Origin of the sequence: Bacillus sp. 95MFCvi2.1, assembly GCF_000374965.1 — a bacterium.
Lineage (GTDB): Bacteria > Bacillota > Bacilli > Bacillales > Bacillaceae_G > Bacillus_A > Bacillus_A pseudomycoides.
In genome coordinates, this window is record NZ_KB895692.1 from 286,590 (window position 1) to 304,459 (window position 17,870).

The 17,870-nt window shown below is 37.6% G+C and carries 12 protein-coding genes; 5 read left to right on the top strand and 7 right to left on the bottom strand.

Annotation, left to right across the window (positions count from 1 at the left end; genetic code table 11):
- Positions 1–33 precede the first annotated feature (33 nt).
- The 6 genes from C568_RS0107125 to C568_RS0107150 form a co-directional block, all read right to left on the bottom strand.
- Complete coding sequence (locus tag C568_RS0107125; protein WP_018781099.1) at positions 34–2,256, bottom strand: arylsulfatase; 2,223 nt, start codon at positions 2,254–2,256, stop codon at positions 34–36.
- Between the two features lie 445 nt (positions 2,257–2,701).
- Complete coding sequence (locus tag C568_RS0107130; protein WP_018781100.1) at positions 2,702–3,355, bottom strand: hypothetical protein; 654 nt, start codon at positions 3,353–3,355, stop codon at positions 2,702–2,704.
- Positions 3,356–3,671: 316 nt separating this feature from the next.
- Positions 3,672–5,075 carry a 3D domain-containing protein gene (locus tag C568_RS36070; protein WP_018781101.1) on the bottom strand — a complete coding sequence of 468 codons (1,404 nt, stop codon included), beginning with the start codon at positions 5,073–5,075 and terminating at the stop codon, positions 3,672–3,674.
- 220 nt (positions 5,076–5,295) lie between these two features.
- On the bottom strand, positions 5,296–5,481 hold the full coding sequence (locus C568_RS0107140) for a DUF3976 domain-containing protein (RefSeq protein ID WP_006094007.1): 186 nt from the start codon (positions 5,479–5,481) through the stop codon (positions 5,296–5,298).
- Between the two features lie 46 nt (positions 5,482–5,527).
- Positions 5,528–5,854, bottom strand: a complete 327-nt coding sequence (locus C568_RS0107145; RefSeq protein ID WP_231398654.1) for a permease — start codon at positions 5,852–5,854, stop codon at positions 5,528–5,530.
- 70 nt (positions 5,855–5,924) lie between these two features.
- Positions 5,925–6,131, bottom strand: coding sequence for a helix-turn-helix transcriptional regulator (locus tag C568_RS0107150; RefSeq protein ID WP_018764075.1), 207 nt, complete (start codon positions 6,129–6,131; stop codon positions 5,925–5,927).
- An 882-nt stretch (positions 6,132–7,013) separates the two neighbouring features.
- Here C568_RS0107150 and C568_RS0107155 point away from each other — a divergent pair.
- The 5 genes from C568_RS0107155 to C568_RS0107175 all read left to right on the top strand — a co-directional run bounded on the left by C568_RS0107155 (position 7,014) and on the right by C568_RS0107175 (position 17,114).
- The gene (locus C568_RS0107155) at positions 7,014–9,899 is read left to right on the top strand and encodes a 2-oxoglutarate dehydrogenase E1 component (RefSeq protein ID WP_018781102.1); all 2,886 of its coding nucleotides are present in this window, start codon (positions 7,014–7,016) and stop codon (positions 9,897–9,899) included.
- Positions 9,900–10,055: 156 nt separating this feature from the next.
- Positions 10,056–11,300, top strand: a complete 1,245-nt coding sequence (gene odhB, locus C568_RS0107160; RefSeq protein ID WP_018781103.1) for a 2-oxoglutarate dehydrogenase complex dihydrolipoyllysine-residue succinyltransferase — start codon at positions 10,056–10,058, stop codon at positions 11,298–11,300.
- A 357-nt stretch (positions 11,301–11,657) separates the two neighbouring features.
- Positions 11,658–13,577: a putative thiazole-containing bacteriocin maturation protein gene (locus C568_RS0107165; protein ID WP_018781104.1), complete on the top strand. Its 1,920-nt coding sequence runs from the start codon at positions 11,658–11,660 to the stop codon at positions 13,575–13,577.
- Entirely contained in the window at positions 13,577–15,526 is a 1,950-nt protein-coding gene (locus tag C568_RS0107170) for a TOMM precursor leader peptide-binding protein (RefSeq protein ID WP_006094000.1), read from the top strand. Before C568_RS0107165 ends, C568_RS0107170 begins: the two co-directional genes overlap by 1 nt.
- A 22-nt stretch (positions 15,527–15,548) precedes the next feature.
- The gene (locus tag C568_RS0107175) at positions 15,549–17,114 is read left to right on the top strand and encodes a SagB family peptide dehydrogenase (protein ID WP_018781105.1); all 1,566 of its coding nucleotides are present in this window, start codon (positions 15,549–15,551) and stop codon (positions 17,112–17,114) included.
- A gap of 268 nt (positions 17,115–17,382) precedes the next feature.
- Here C568_RS0107175 and C568_RS0107180 read toward each other — a convergent pair whose 3' ends face one another.
- Complete coding sequence (locus tag C568_RS0107180; protein ID WP_003203224.1) at positions 17,383–17,793, bottom strand: DUF3908 family protein; 411 nt, start codon at positions 17,791–17,793, stop codon at positions 17,383–17,385.
- Positions 17,794–17,870: the final 77 nt, after the last annotated feature.

A 17,870-nucleotide genomic window follows, 5' to 3' on the forward strand; every position in this document is an offset into this window, starting at 1 on the left:
TCTAAATGGATACTTCCAATCTTCACAGGTCATTTAACGAGAAATAATTTTCCCATTTATATTAATATGGATGGAATCTCTTTTGTTCTGTTTAAAAAACTGGCTATATTCTTGGTCATCATGCAGTTCAATGACCACTCTCTCGATTTGTCCACTAAACGGAAATTCCGGCACTGGGTAGTTAGAGCTCACGGCTGTTAATCGATCCCGGCCTATATCTAATCCCTCAGCAGAAATAAGAAATGGTAATGTACGAGGCATATAAAGTGTGCCAACCTGCTGATCATTGATATAAAGAATGCCCGTTCCTTGATTTAATAGTTCTTTTTTAAATTCAAATCGTATAGTTGAATATCCAACAGGTACTTGGGCAGAAGATTGAATTTTATAGACAGTGCCAACGTAATTATATTCATAAAATAGGTAGTTATCTTTTATATATATTGTATAACCACTTGAATAGCTTCCATGAGCAATCAATACACCTTCTGTTGTACGACTTGAACGAAAGGTTGGAACTGTAATTGAATAAGAAGAAAATGTTACTTTTGGAGCAGTGCTTGATGGCAAATGAGCCATTCCAGGATAGAAGATAAATATTGTTCTCCCTTCCTGCAAGCCTTCATACCCTTTCCTAAACGGATTGTAATTTAATGGTAAAACACCGTACTTCTTAGCTTCCTCCCACCATATCGTTTGAAGCTCTTTTAATTTCCTTGGATATTTTTTTGCTAGATTATACTTTTGCGAAAAATCTTGGTTTACATTGTATAACTCCCAATGATCTTCATTAAAAGGTATACCTGTTTCATGATAAGTAACGGCAACCCATCCATCTTGCCAAATAGCCCGGTGTCCGAGCATTTCAAAGTACTGTGTTTTTCTCTTTGATGGGACATTCGGTTCTGTAAATGTATCTAGCATACTTATACCATGAAGCGGCATCTGCGGAACACCTTCATACACCTCAGGAGCCTCAATATCTAGGAGGTCTAGTATAGTAGGAGTAATATCAATAGCATGATAAAATTGGGAGCGAATTGATCCAGGGTCTGGAATACTTTGAGGACATTGAATGATGAGGGGAACATGCGTCCCTCCAAAAAAGGTATTTTGCTTATAATATTTAAAAGGTGTATTACAAGCTTGCGCCCATCCTTTAGGATAATTGGGGCTCGTGAAAGGTCCTCCTATTTCATCTATATGATCAAACATCGTATCCACACTTTCCTGGATTCCATTTAAGTATGCAGAATCATTAATAGAACCATTCCAGCTTCCTTCCTGACTACCTCCGTTATCAGAAAGTAAAACAATTATGGTATTATCTAGTTTGTTTTTTAATTTGAGAAAATAGAGCAGTCTACCAATTTGCTGATCAGTGTGTGTTAGAAAGCCAGCATAGGTCTGTTGAAATTTGATAAACAGTTCTTTTTCTTTCGCTGTCAGTTCGTCCCACGGCTTAATCCCTGGATTGCGTTCAACGAGTTCTGTATAAGGCGGAATGACTCCCATCTCCTTCTGTCGCTCAAATCGCTCTTCCCTTATCTCATCCCATCCTTTATCGTAAACTCCCTTATATTTCTCTATAAATTCTCTTGGTACTTGATGAGGCTCATGCTGTGCCCCGAAGGCTAAATACAGAAAGAAGGGACGGTCTGGAGTAACAGAAGTATGATCAATCAAAAATTCCAGCGTTTTATCAACCAGATCCTCTGATAAATGATAATTTGATTTATCAGGCTTCTGTACACGATGATTATCGTATACTAAATCCGGCGCATACTGATCAGTCTTAGCTAATAAAAAGCCATAATATCGTTGAAATCCTTTTGAAAGTGGCCAATTTTCAAAAGGACCACTTGATGCCACTTCATGACCAGGAACGAGATGCCATTTTCCAACCATATATGTAGCCATCCCATTCAGCTTTAAGATCTCAGCTAAAGTAGCAGCAGTATCTGAAATTCTCCCTCGTTTATTCGGGTATTGAGGTCCAAAGTCTACTTCAGTTATTAATCCGACCCCGACCGAGTGGCAGTTACGACCTGTTAGAAGACAAGCGCGAGTAGGAGAACACAAAGGAGTTACATTAAAGTTATTGTACCGCAGACCCTTTTCCGCTAACGAATCAATATTAGGCGTTTCAATCTCTGAACCAAAGCAACCTAAAGCCGAGTAACCCACATCATCTAGAACAATATATATTACATTGAGAGCAGCCTTTTTGTCGGAACTTTCAACCCCTGTCCTCATCCCCATTACCACCTATCCTTTCATAGTACAAGGTTTGTAAACAATGAATAGTATATATTAAGAAATTTATTAAGGGGACGATTTCATAATGAGTAACTACTAAAAAAAGAAGCTTTTTTTACATGACGATTCCTTCGACTATCCTTTTTTATTCTGATAATCATCGTGTACTTTTAAATATATCCCCGTTAAAACTCACTTATTTATGGTACGGCTCACCACATCAACTACTGTATATAATTGTGAAATACCAACATAAAATGAATGCCCAAATAAGCCAGATGTCGAAAAACATCTGGCTTATTTAGGTTAAATTGATAACTATAAATATAAGTGGCGTTTTGTTTTGTCTAGAACATGAAAAAGAGGTACAGTCACATTACGTAGGATTTATATCGTTCAGTGTAAGCTATTGGTAGCCACGAGACTACTCTCCTGATCACAATTATTGAATCGCTTGAAATGTAGCACCGCCGCGAGTATCGATAATATCTCCATCGACTATAGCAACCACATAACTTTCTAGTCCAAAGTCTCCTCCACCTAAAATCACATTCACCTTTGTACCTCCAGATGAACTATATACAAAGAGGTTGCTCTTACCAGTTATCTTATATCTACCTGCAGGAATATCTTTTCCTACAGACCAATAGCCTGCACCAAGTTTCTTAGGCTCTTGCTGTTTCAATACAACACCTTCCGTAAGCTTCTGCAGCTCAGCTTTCTTAGCTTTGATATCACCATCTAGTTTGCTTATCTCTGACTTTTTACCATCCAGTTCAGATTGCTTGTTCTTAATTTCATTCTCGATGTTTGTCTTGTTCTCTACTAATTTTTTAGCCCCTTCGAATTCCGCAGAGCGAAGCTTTAACTCTGCATTCACCTTGTCCAAACCTTCTTTTGTAGTCTTTAATTCTTTTTCTGTCTTATCCAGTGAATTCTCTTTCTGTTCGATATTACTAACTAGACTCTTATATGTAGTAACCTTACCATTTACTTCTGCATCACCAGGAATCGTACCTACATTGTAAGCTATAGTGGAAGCAACAACAATCGCTCCAACCGCTCCCCATAATGCTTTTGATTTCAATAGTTTCATAAGGTATCCTCTCTTTTTTCATCTTTTATATTAATATTTTATTAATTTTCAGAGATAAACGAGATGTTAGTTTTATGAATATTCTTAATCTTCAAAATATATTCATCAGATTTTGAAGGAAAAAGATTGTAACTACAAAATGCACATATTTCGAAGAAGCCTGATTTTCTTATGACTTTACAAATAGAGAATTTGGTGCGTCAACACTAAACAAAACAGCTTCTTCAAGTCTTCGCTTGAAAAAGCTGTTTCTAATAAAAACATATTACTATAGTAATAATGATTTTTTACAATATGTACATTAACTACAATGACTTTAAGGTAATACATATACCTTTACTGTTCTAACTCCCCAGTTCCAAACTCCCTGCTTTGAAGGTATAAATACGTCTATTTTATTCCCTTTAATAGCTCCACCAGTATCCCTAGCTCCAGCTGGTCCATATCCCTCTACATATACATTCGAGCCAAGTGGAATAACTGAAGTATCCACAGCAATCACTTTTAAATTTGGATTAGCAGTTAAATCATCTCCCATACTCGTATAAACATGTTCACCAGGCTTTGCACCATTTTCTGCTGGGTCGTTTGAGTATGCTGTTGATCTAACCGTTAGCTCACGCGTATTTCCTATCCATTTTCCACTATCTTTGAAATAATTCATTTTTTCGTCAATCTTATTCCAACCTGTTTTCATCGTTCCACCGGCTGCTTCGTCTAAGTAATACCAACTACTCCATTCTTTCAACCAGCCTGTTTTCATCGCTCCACCAGCTACCGCATCCAAGTAATACCAATTCACTCCGTATTTCAACCAACCTGTTTTCATTGCTCCGCTGGCTGCCGCATCCAAGTAGTACCAACTACCACCTGTTTTCAACCAACCTGTCTTCATTGCCCCGCTAACTGCTTCATCCAAGTAATACCAATTTTCTCCGTATTTCAACCAGCCTGTCTTCATTGCCCCACTAGCTGCTTCATCCAAGTAATACCAATTTTCTCCGTATTTCAACCAACCTGTTTTCATCGCTCCGCTGGCTGCCGCATCCAAGTAGTACCAACTACCACCTGTTTTCAACCAGCCTGTCTTCATTGCCCCGCTAGCTACTTCATCCAAGTAATACCAATTTTCTCCGTATTTCAACCAATCTGTTTTCATCGCTCCGCCAGCTGCCGCATCTAAGTAATACCAATTCACTCCGTATTTCAACCAACCTGTTTTCATCACTCCGCCAGCTGCTTCATCTAAGTAATACCAATTCGTTCCTTCTTTCAACCAACCTGTTTTCATCGCTCCGCCAGCTGCTTCATCTAAGTAATACCAATTCGTTCCTTCTTTCAACCAACCTGTTTTCATCGCTCCGCTGGTTGCTTCATCTAAGTAATACCAATTCGTTCCTTCTTTCAACCAACCTGTTTTCATCGCTCCGCTGGCTGCTTCATCTAGGTAATACCAATTCGTTCCTTCTTTCAACCAACCTGTTTTCATCGCTCCGCCAGCTGCTTCATCTAAGTAATACCAATTCGTTCCTTCTTTCAACCAACCTGTTTTTTTACTACCATTTTCATAATAAAACCATTCACCATTTTCTAATTTCCATCCAGCTTGTTGAGTAGAATCTTGCGTTATGTTATTTGATGTTTCTGCTAAACTAGCAATCGGTTGGAAACCGAAGCCCAGAACCATAGCTAAAGAAAGTGCTGTAATTTGTTTTTTCATAAATTCATTCCTTTTTCCTAAATTTGACCATTGACTAAATTGTCATACTATGTATAAGTATAATTGTTTCTAAGATAAGAATAAGAGTAGTAACAAAAATGTAATAAAAATAAAACAGAATGAAATCCAGATGCAAACTTATTGCATACTGGACTTGATTCTGTTTTATTCCTGCTATCTTCTACCTCTTTTACTAGCTTATAAAACAGGGTTTTTCTATTTATAATTTCTTACTCACCAATACCACCAACACAATAATCCCCACAAACATCGCCACTAAACATCCAATCAGTTTATAAAAACCTCTCTTTGTCAGCGTATTATCTTTCGTAATATCTTTGCGAACGAAGAAATACATGAATAGCATTAAAATAATACTTATACCAAACGCATAAAGAAATTGCATTTTTTCTCCTTCCTATATGTAAGACCTATAATTCATTATTTTCCACTTAATATCTTTTAGATAAAACAACAAACGAAATAAAAACCGTACTAATTGTTAAAGCAGCTAACATATTAAGTAATTCTCCAGCTGTCAATATAATGATTTCTAAATGTAACCCAATTGAAAAAATAATGAAATATATCAATAATGCAAAGAAAGAATAAAACATCCCTTTTTGACGGATTAACTTCATCCTTTCGTCTTTCTCTTTAAATTGTGGGTGAAGATAACTTAAACAAAAGCACATAATCATCATCGATGCTAATGTATAAGTCGGAGTTGGCGGCGCAGAATGTGTCATAATCCCTGCCAATATCATGAATCCACTCATAATTTAAAAAAACATTCCAATAATCAAAAAGTACTTCTGTGAATAATTCATTAATATTCCCCCTTCTCTATCATTCCCGTTCTTTCCCTTCATAAATAAATACATTCTCAATGGTTGTCTGAAATGCTTTCGCAATTTCGAATGCTAAAGGAAGTGATGGATCATATTTTCCTTTTTCAATTGAAATAATCGTCTGTCTAGAAACACCAAGTTTTTCGGCTAACTTCTCTTGAGACAGTCCCAATTTTTTTCTGTATTCTACCATTTTGTTTTCCAAGGAAAATCCCCCCCTCCTCCTTGAACAGAGTATAAATGTAAAGCAACCTTTACGTCAAGTATCCTTTACATTATTTACATAACTTTTCCAACCCTTCTTACTCCCGCCTTTTCTTTTTGATCACGACTATTGTCATAACTAAAATGGAATCCTATAGAGAGCGAACATCACGATATGTTCCATCTCTAACATATAGTTAACTTTATTTGTATAGATGGTTTTCATTATATTTATCCCTCTGTAATGAGAAAAATTAATATTGTTATCTGCACTTTATCTTTTTAAAATATTACATTTTTTCTCCTATACGAATGAAGCTGGCTACCCTTTTTAAGCTATTTTCTGCTATATTTGCAAAAACTAACGATTTATGAACCATTTTCAAATCATAATCATCACTTACAAGCAAATTTTTCTTTTTTCCTTTCAATATTTAACACTATTGAAATAAAGTTAACAATAAATTCATAATTTTTTATTTTTTATACTATATCCTGTTATATTGTTGTATAATATTCTTGAAAGCGCTTATTATTTTAATATACATAAATCAAACCATATTTTAACGAAACATTCTTACAATTCATTTTATATTTTCATATGGAAGATTTCGTTCCAAGTGCGGATGTAACAGATGAAATCACCTATTTTTTCCTTAAAATTACTTTATAACATGAAAGATTAACTTGGGTGATAAGTAATTGTGAATGTTTTTTTACAAAACGGATAAGTAATAATGTTTGGTATTATGTAAATTATCGTAATAACATAAGAGTAAAGATAACATTTACATTCATTACTGGTTGATCAATTATGAAAAGAGCAAAATGCATTCTTTCGCATTATGAAAGAAGGATTACATGCATTGGGAGGTTTAAACAAATGACGAGGAAGAATACAACGACAAACCCTTGGGCCAAATTCCATGGTCCGAACCTTGGCTATGTTATTGAACAGTATGATCGTTACGTGACAGGAGAAGGTTCTGTTGATCCGGAATTACAAGAGCTTTTTGAAACTTTTGGAGCTCCTCCATTCCAAGCAGATGTCGTAACAGGGGACAACAAGGAAACAAATTTTTCTCCTCAAAACACAGGAAACATTGAAAAAATTCTTAAAGTCGTTCAACTTGTTGAGCATATCCGTTCATTCGGTCATACATCGGCTCATATTAATCCAATGGAAGAGCCTGCTGATGGACAATCTCTCATCGAGAAAGCAATGAATGAATTGAGCGATGCAGATTTGAAAGCGATTCCAGCTAAAACAGTATGGGCAGATGCACCAAATGATGTTCACACAGCTTTTGATGTAATTCATAGATTAAAAGATGTTTACACAAAATCTTTAGCCTATGAATTCTCGCATATACAAGATAGTGAAGAACGCGCGTGGTTGCATCAAATGGTGGAATCAAATTCCCTGCGTCAACCATTAACAAATAAAAAACGAACTGCTCTCTTAAAACGCTTAACAGCTGTTGAAGGTTTCGAGCAATTTTTGCATAAAACATTCGTTGGCCAAAAACGTTTCTCCATCGAAGGCGTTGATATGCTTGTACCTGTACTAGATGAAATTATTTTAGAAGGTGCTAAAGGCGGCGTAAACGATGTCATGATTGGTATGGCTCACCGCGGTCGTCTAAGCGTACTCGCTCATGTATTAGAAAAACCATATAGTCACATGTTCGCAGAATTCAAACATGCAACTATTGAATCTGATAAATCACAAGATGTAATAAATAGTAGTGTCGGCTGGACTGGCGATGTGAAATACCATTTAGGTAGAGAACAAGTTGTCGGATCTGAAGAAGCTAGCACACGCGTTACATTAGCAAATAACCCAAGTCACCTTGAGTTTGTTAACCCAGTTGTTGAAGGTTATGCACGTGCTGCTCAAGAAGATCGTAAACAAGCTGGTTATCCTGAACAAGACGTTTCAAAATCATTCGTAATTTTAGTTCATGGTGATGCTGCATTCCCTGGGCAAGGTATTGTATCTGAAACATTGAACTTAAGCAGATTGAATGCATACCAAACTGGTGGAACAATTCATGTTATCGCGAATAACGCAATCGGCTTTACGACTGATAGCTATGATTCTCGTTCTACGAAATATTCAAGTGATCTTGCGAAAGGATTCGATATTCCAATCGTTCACGTGAATGCTGATGATCCTGAAGCTTGTCTTGCTGCTGCTAACCTTGCAATTCAATATCGTATGCTGTTCAAAAAAGACTTCTTAATCGATTTAATCGGTTACCGTCGTTACGGTCATAACGAAATGGATGATCCAGCAGTTACGCAACCACAAGTTTATAAAAAAATTAAAAATCATCCAACTGTAAGAGCTTTATATGCAAGCCAATTAGAAGCTGCAGGCGTTCTAAATGCAGATGAGGTTGAAACAATTACTCAGTTTATACAAGAAGAGTTAAAAGCTGAATATGCACAAGTACCACCAGCAGATACAAGTGACGCAGCAATTCACGTTAAAGTTCCAGACGTTGTTGCGAAAGGAATTCAGCCGATTGATACTGGTCTTCCACTTGAAACACTTCGCGCAATTAACGAAGGGCTTTTAACTTGGCCAGAAGGCTTTAACGTATATCCGAAAGTGAAGAAGATTCTTGAGCGCCGTAAAGATGCTCTTGAAGAGAACGGTAAAATTGAATGGGCACTTGCTGAATCTTTAGCATTCGCTTCTATTTTACAAGAAGGTACGCCAATTCGTTTAACTGGTCAAGATTCACAGCGTGGTACGTTCGCACACCGTCATATCGTACTGCATGATACAGAAACAAACGAAACATATTCACCATTACATCGCCTGCCAAATATACGCGCATCGTTCTCTGTTCATAACAGTCCGTTATCAGAAGCTGCTGTTGTCGGCTATGAATACGGTTATAATGTATTCGCTCCAGAAACTTTAGTTATGTGGGAAGCGCAATACGGTGATTTCTCAAATACTGCGCAAGCATTATTTGATCAATATGTTTCATCAGGAAGAGCAAAATGGGGACAAAAATCAGGTCTAGTTCTTCTTTTACCTCATGGTTATGAAGGTCAAGGACCAGAGCACTCTAGTGCACGTCCAGAGCGTTTCTTACAACTAGCTGCAGAAAATAACTGGACTGTTGCAAACTTAACAAGCGCGGCACAATACTTCCATATCTTGCGCCGTCAAGCATCAATCCTTGGTACGGAGGCTGTTCGTCCATTAGTAATCATGACACCAAAAAGCTTATTGCGTCACCCACTTACAGCTTCATCAGGTAGCCAGTTAAGTGAAGGACGTTTCCAACCTGCGTTAGAGCAAGAAAAACTTGGCATAAAACCAAACAAAGTAAAACGTCTTGTCTTAACAACTGGTAAAATGGCAATTGATTTAGCGGCAGAGATTGAATCCGGGAAACATGAGTACAATTTAGATGAAGTTCATATTGTTCGTATTGAGCAATTGTACCCATTCCCTGCTGAAAAAGTTCAATCTATTATGAAACGCTTTAAAAACTTAGAAGAAATTATTTGGGTACAAGAAGAACCAAGAAACATGGGTGCATGGCATTACATGGCTCCAATTCTGTTTGAACTTGCTGGCGATAAATTAAAAACAGGCTACATTGGACGCCCAGACCGTTCAAGTCCTTCAGGTGGCGATCCACATGCACACCGAGCAGAACAAGAACTTATCGTTGCACACGCATTAGATACAAAGTATAACTTTCGTCAAGATAAACAAGAAATAGAAGTTTATAGCAACTAAAAACGAAAGTGATTTGCTCTAGCTCATGCGGGCAGAGTTCCTTACACCCGAGAACGTAAAGAATTTCTGCCCAATCAAGCTGGAAACTTTGAGATTACCGAAGAAAAAAGAAGACAAAACACACACCGTTAGGCAAATAAGGGGAGGACATTTAAAATGATCGAAATTAAAGTACCTGAGCTTGCAGAATCTATTTCAGAAGGAACTATCTCACAATGGCTTATCAATGTAGGCGACAAAGTTGAGAAAGGTGGCAGCGTTGTTGAGCTTGAAACGGATAAAGTCAATGTTGAAATCATTGCAGAAGATTCAGGTATTGTATCACAACTACTAGGAGAGCCTGGAGATACAGTTGAAGTTGGCGACATCATTGCAATTTTAGATGCAAACGGCGCTGCAGTAAGTACACCTGCTCCAGCAGCAGCTCCAGAACAACCAAAACAAGAAGTTACTGAAGCACCAAAAGCTGAGGCTCCAAAAACAGCTTTACAAGGTCTTCCAAATACAGATCGCCCTATCGCATCACCTGCTGCTAGAAAAATGGCACGTGAATTAGGAATCGACTTAAATGAAGTACGCAGCACTGATCCACTTGGCCGTGTAAGACCACACGATGTACAAGCACATGCTGCTGCACCAAAAGCTGAGCCAAAACAAGAAAAAACAAGTCCAAAACCAGCTGTAAAAACTGAATTTGAAAAACCAGTTGAGCGCGTAAAAATGTCCCGCCGCCGTCAAACAATTGCAAAACGTCTTGTAGAAGTTCAGCAAACATCTGCAATGTTAACAACATTTAACGAAGTTGATATGACTGCAATCATGGAATTACGTAAAGAACGTAAAGATTCATTCGAGAAAAAACATGATGTTCGTCTTGGCTTTATGTCATTCTTCACAAAAGCAGTTGTTGCAGCGTTAAAACAATTCCCATTGTTAAATGCTGAAATCCAAGGTGACGAGCTTATCATTAAAAAATTCTATGATATCGGAATCGCTGTAGCAGCTCCAGATGGATTAGTTGTTCCAGTTGTACGCGATGCAAACCAATTGAACTTTGCTGAAATCGAAAGCGAAATTCGTGAACTAGGTAAAAAAGCACGCGATAACAAACTTACATTAAAAGAACTACAAGGTGGTACATTTACAATTACAAACGGTGGTGTGTTCGGCTCCCTTATGTCAACACCAATCCTAAACAGCCCACAAGTAGGTATTCTTGGAATGCATAAAATTCAAGTAAGACCAGTTGCAATCGATGCAGAACGTATGGAAAACCGTCCGATGATGTACATTGCTCTATCTTACGACCACCGCATCGTCGATGGTAAAGAAGCAGTTAGCTTCCTTGTTGCTGTTAAAGAGATGCTTGAAGATCCAAAATCATTATTATTAGAAGGTTGATAGACTTTCTAAATCATACTGGCTACATGAAAGAATCGATTGATTCTTTCATGTAGCTTTTTTTATATAAATTAAAAACCGGACATAAACCCTTTCTTTTTAGGGGGAAGAGAGCATCCGGCCATGCATAGAAGCGATCAGATCCCCTTCCTGCCCCATGTCAACAAATGAAAACAAGTAGCGATCCCCTTTTCTTCTTCGTAGCAGCGACTTATATATCGAAAAATCAAAATGAGTTTATATATTACACGGATACGCTAAAATACTAATAATCTTTTAGAACTCATAAAGGACAACTCACAATACATACACTGATAACGTATGTCTAGAACAAATTTACTGATAAGGAGGAACACAATGAGTACTCTCACAGCTTCCACAAAGCTAAAAATGAACAAGGATACCTTTTTCCTCCCCGATTCAAACGGGGGTGTCTATTTTCGAAACAACTCCAGTTCATTCCGAATGCAAGGTAATGGTATCTATGAATGGATTGAAAAATTAATGCCTATGTTTAATGGAGAACATACTTTGGAAGAACTAACAAGCGGACTCCCCCTCCCTTATCAAAATAGAGTTTTTGAGCTTGGAGAACTTTTGCACGAAAATGGTTTTGTACGTGATGTAAGTCAAGATTCCCCTCACCAGTTAGAGGATGCCTTACTTGAGAGATACGCATCGCAAATCGATTTTTTAGAGACTTCCTCTCATTCAGGTGCCTTGAAATTTCAAATGTATCGACAAGCGAAGGTCTTAGCAATTGGATCTGGCTCTATTTTCACTTCATTAGTTTATTCTTTACTTGAATCTGGTTTACCTGAGTTTCACTGTCTTATTACCGACTCTACCGCAACAAATCGCTCTCGATTAATTGAGATTGTACAAAAAGCCCATGATGCTGATCAAAATGTACTTGTTCAAGAAATAGATACAACGATAGATCGTTCCTTGCAGGAAATTTTTCAACATTTTGATTGGATTCTATATGTATCTCAAAATGGAAATATTGAAAAATTAAGAGCGATCCACGCGATTTGTAGAGAAGAAAAGAAAAACTTTCTTCCTGCTTTATGTTTGGAGCAAGTAGGCTTAGCTGGTCCTGTCATTACTACAGAATCTGAAGAATGCTGGGAATCTGCATGGCGACGCGTACATGAGACTGCCCTTCAAAAAGATCAACTATTAGAGCCTTTCTCTCCAATCGCTGGGGCTATGTTAGCAAACATTATCGTTTTTGAGTTATTCAAAAATATTACAGGCGCTTCAAATAGAGAGCAAAATAAACAATTCTTTTTACTAAATTTTGAAACGCTAGAAGGCAGCTGGCACACTTTCATCAAACATCCACTTATAACAACAAAAAACTTTACAATAGAAACGATACAAGACATTGATGAAACTCTCAAAAGACATTCAAACCAAAGCCCTTCGAATGAACTTTTTCGCTTTTTTGACCAATTAACCTCAAACAAATCTGGAATTTTTCACATATGGGATGAACAAGACCTAAAACAATTACCGTTATCTCAGTGCTATGCTCAAGTTCCGAATCCATTATCAGAAGGACCTACTACGCTCCTGCCTACCATAATTTGCGGCGGATTGACTCATGATGAAGCACGCCGCGAAGCAGGTCTAACCGGAATTGAAACATATGTAACTCAAATGGTTCATTTCCTTATTCCTGAACAAGATGGATTCATTGGAATTGGGGCTGGGGAAACAATGTTAGAGGGCGTGTACCGTGCACTACAAAATCATTTAACACACACATTACAAATGAGGCAGTTGACCAAAACAGAAGAAATTACACAACTACAATTAACAGAGATTCACGACAAACACTGCCAATTTTATTTACGTGCACTCTCCGCGATACATGGGGAACCAATGGTAGGAATTGGTGAAGATGTGCTAGGTTTTCCTGTGGTTTGGATCGGTGTACACAACCAGTGGTACGGTAGTACTGACTTAAATATAACATTAGCACTAAGAAATGCATTACAACAAGTACTACTTCATGTCCAAAATCAAGAAGTTCCCTATAAATCCAATATATTATTGGACTCCTCTATCCTTTTACACAGTGCAGAATCGTTTAGGGTTGAAATACAAAAAGAAGAAGAAATGCCACAATTAGAATCCTTGCAATTAGCCTTACAAAATTTAAAAGAGCATAAACTTCATCCCTTCGTCCTCGACCTAGCAATTGAACCCTTTTTAAAAGAAGGATTAGGCGGTGTAGTTGGTGTGGTAATCAAAGAGGAGGTAGAATGATGAATCGAAAAATATTAATCATAGGAGATGGCATACTAGCAGACTATGTAAATCAACAATTATCCGCTCACTATCCAATTATTCATCAACATACACTTGAAGAAAAACTCCCAGAAAATATCTATCTTGCTCTCGTATTACACGATGGTTCTCCTCCCTCTATACATCATGAAGCTGAAGAAATATTTCGCTCCGCTAACATTCCATGGCTTCGGGGCTTTACTTCATTTGGTGAGGGTATCATTGGTCCTTATGTTAGACCCGATAAGGCAGGGTGCTCCCATTGTGCTGATGCACGGCGTTTCATAGCTGGCTTTGACCAAAAAGAAATGTGGGAGCTACAGCGGAAATATTCCTTAAAAACAGATGATGCCATACAGCGAGATGTATGTGCAACGCAAACTGGGTTACTACAAATGTGTCAGCTTATTCATGCTGAAACGGAGAAGATAGTAACAAAAGGGCATACCTCTTTAGCTGAAGAACTAATTTTACTTAACATGCAAACCTTTCAATGTTCACGTCATTCATTTCTTCCTGATCCTCTATGCCCAATGTGTAGCACATTACCTGATGACACTGCAACGGATGCCTACATTTCACTCCAATCAAGTTTTAAAACTGGCAATGACAGTTATCGTTGTCGTTCTATTGAAGATTTAAATACATTTTTGACTAAAGATTATTTAGATTATCGGACTGGACTTTTAAATGGGAAAATGCAGCATTCCTTATTACCATTTGCTGATGTTATTGTAAATATGCCGTTACTTTTAGGAAATGAAGGAGTTGCAGGCCGAACACATTCATTCAAGGCGAGCGAAGCAACTGCTATTTTAGAAGGGTTAGAGAGATATTGTGGAATGACCCCTCGCGGGAAACGGACAAATGTTCATGGTAGCTACCGAGAGTTAGAAGATACAGCCATCAATCCTCTCACAATCGGTGTACATACAGATGAACATTATAAAAAAACAGATTTCCCATTTAAACCGTTTGATCCTGATTATCCTCAAGACTGGGTATGGGGTTATTCTTTATCACAAAATCGTCCCATCTTAGTTCCAGAATCGATTGCATATTATAGCCTAGGACACAGGGACGCTTTTGTTTATGAAACTTCAAACGGCTGTGCAATTGGAGGTAGTTTAGAAGAAGCGATTTTCCATGGCATTTTAGAAATAGTCGAACGCGATGCTTTCTTGCTAACTTGGTATGCACAATTACCACTTCCCCGCCTTGATCTAGCTTCTGCGGACGACGTGGAACTACAATTGATGATTGAACGAATGCGCACGATTACAGGCTATGATTTACATGTTTTTGATGCAACGATGGAGCATGGTATTCCAAGTATATGGGCAATTGCAAAAAATACAAAACAAGATGGAATGAATCTCGTCTGTGCAGGTGGTGCCCACATGGAACCAATGCGAGCTGTTAAAAATGCTATCCATGAATTAGCGGGTATGTTACTTACAATGGATGAAAAATTTGAAGCAAGTAAACAAAAATACGAACAATGTTTACGTGATCCCTATCTTGTCACCCAAATGGATGATCATAGTATGGTATATGGTTTACCAGAAGCCGAAGAACGCCTTCAATTTTTATTGAATAACAATCGGTCTGTACAAACATTTCAACAAATGAATCAGTTAAGATCTATCGATAGGGATCTAACTTCGGACCTTCGCCATCTTTTAGATCGACTACATCACTCAGGCCTTGAAGTCATCGTCATTGACCAAACTGTTCCTCTCATACGAAAGAACGGATTATATTGTGTGAAAGTACTAATTCCTGGTATGTTACCAATGACATTTGGACATCAACTTACTCGCACAACAGGACTACAAAGAGTACTTACCGTACCACTGGAACTTGGATATACCAATGAGCCACTTACATTTGAACAACTTAATCCACATCCTCATCCGTTTCCATAAGTCACAATAAGGAGGTAGATTGATGCAACTAGAAACATTTCTACACCATTTGCATTTTTCCATTGATGAAATCATGCCCCAAGACAAGGAAATTAACTGGGCTGATGCCCCCCTTCCCTATAAACTATACCGTAATCTACCTGTCATTCCTCTTTCTCTAGAGGTACCGCTAACATTGCGAGATCAAAATCTGTCTAAAGAACCCACTCTCGAGCAAATCGGACATTGTCTCTGGTATACATTTGGCCTAACTCAATTGTGTCAGCCTTCCCTCGGCTTAGAAGAACAAAATACAACAAATATATACCGAAGATTTATTCCTTCTGGAGGAGCTCTATATCCAAATGAACTATATTTGTATTTAAAAATGTATCATTGTCCACAGGGAATCTATCATTATGACGCAGCACATCATCGTCTCGTATTACTGCGTGAAGGAAATTTTGACTCTTATCTCACGGAGGCACTTGGAAATCGCTGCAATCTATCTGCTTGCTTCGGCACCGCCTTTGTATCAACAATGTTTTGGAAAAATTTCTTTAAATATAATAACTTTTCCTATCGTCTCCAAGGTCTAGATACTGGTGTCCTCATCGGCCAATTACTAGAAGTCTCTAAACAATTCGGCTATACATCTGGTGTATATTTTCAATTTCTTGATAGAGCCATTAATCATTTACTCGGACTATCGGAGCAAGAAGAAAGTGTGTATGCAGTTATCCCATTATCTAACCACCCTGCAGAAGAATGGTTTCATCCAAATAATACAGGCGCAAACGTTACTTCTTATGAACTCTCACAGCAGCTTCCTATTTTAGAGCATGAACATTTTGTTCGCTCAAAGAACTTTACTGATCACCCTCTAATAACAACAATGAATGCAGCATCTATGCTAGATTCAACTGAACAATTTCGAACTGTGACAGAAGAGGCAACTGTTCCACATCACACACAAACTTTGACACTCCCCAGAGTAGAGCGATTATCATACGATTTCGCAACAGCTTGTCAAAAACGTTATTCACCTGATTTAGATTTTGTCTTAAGGAAAATAAGCGATACGCAACTAGCTACTTTGCTTCAAGAAGCAACTCTTTCCTTTCCTTATCAAAATGATTTAGACGGAGCACATATAAAGAAAAAATCACGTGTCTCACTATACGGATGCTTTTATAACGTAGACGGTTTGCCAAATGGTGCCTATTCCTACGACAGTAATGCTCATACATTAGAAAAAATTCAATTAGGAGATCTCCGCTATCCTTTACAATCCGGTATGACAATGGACAATGTAAATCTCTTTCAAGTACCACTCTGTTTACATGTAATAGGAAATAAAGATTATTTAAAAAACGATTTAGGTTATAGAGGATATCGAATTCAACAAATGGAAGCTGGAATGCTCGTCCAAAAACTTGTCTTAGCAGCCTCAGCTATGGATATGGGAGGTCACCCGCTCTTAGGATTTGATGCAAACTTATGTGACAAACTGTATGAAACTGATACAAAAAGAAAAACGACCCTTATTCAAATTCCAGTTGGTCCCTATCGCCATCGCACTTGGTTAAAAGGATATTTGCATAGCTAAAAACACGCCCTGCGCTCAGTACACTGTGCTGGCAAAGGGCGTGTTTTTGAAGGAATTTTGTATAAATCCATTTTGATTTTTCAACATGTAAATTGCTACTACGAAAAACAAAAGGTACCTTACACTCGCTTTCTCCCTCTGTTTTCACTTGGCATGGGGCAGGAAAAGGATCTGACCGCTTCTATGCATGGCTGGATGCTCTCTCCTACCTAAAAAGAAGGGGTTTTGTCGTTTTTAATTTGGATTTATATAAGACCTGCTTTCACTACTAAATTACTTTAAAGATACTCTTAATCTGTCTTGCAAACAACCAATTCTTCGTTCCGCAGTTATCATTTAAACTATCTAGCATAATAGAATTCCCATTAGAGAACTTCAACTCTAATGTTGTATTTTTATCATTTGTTTTTAGGCTTATATCTGTAATATTCTCATACTTTAATTTTTCAACTTTAATATACTCTTCTTGCACCTGACCAATGACAACATGATCTTGGAAAAAGAAGAACACTTCCGCTTTTTTTCCAAAGCAAAATACATTTTTCGGGTAAATTAATGTAGCGTTATCAATCGCAATGCATAGTTCCTTTATTTCTTGGACAATTTCTCCAAAGTCCTCCTCATGTCTTGCGTTTGACTCTGCAATCCACTCTTCTACTGTTCTCATATTTATTGCCATTTCTTATCCTCCATCATCATTCATTACTAGCTTGTTTCTATCGTATTTTTATGTATGTAAAAAATAAATACTATATG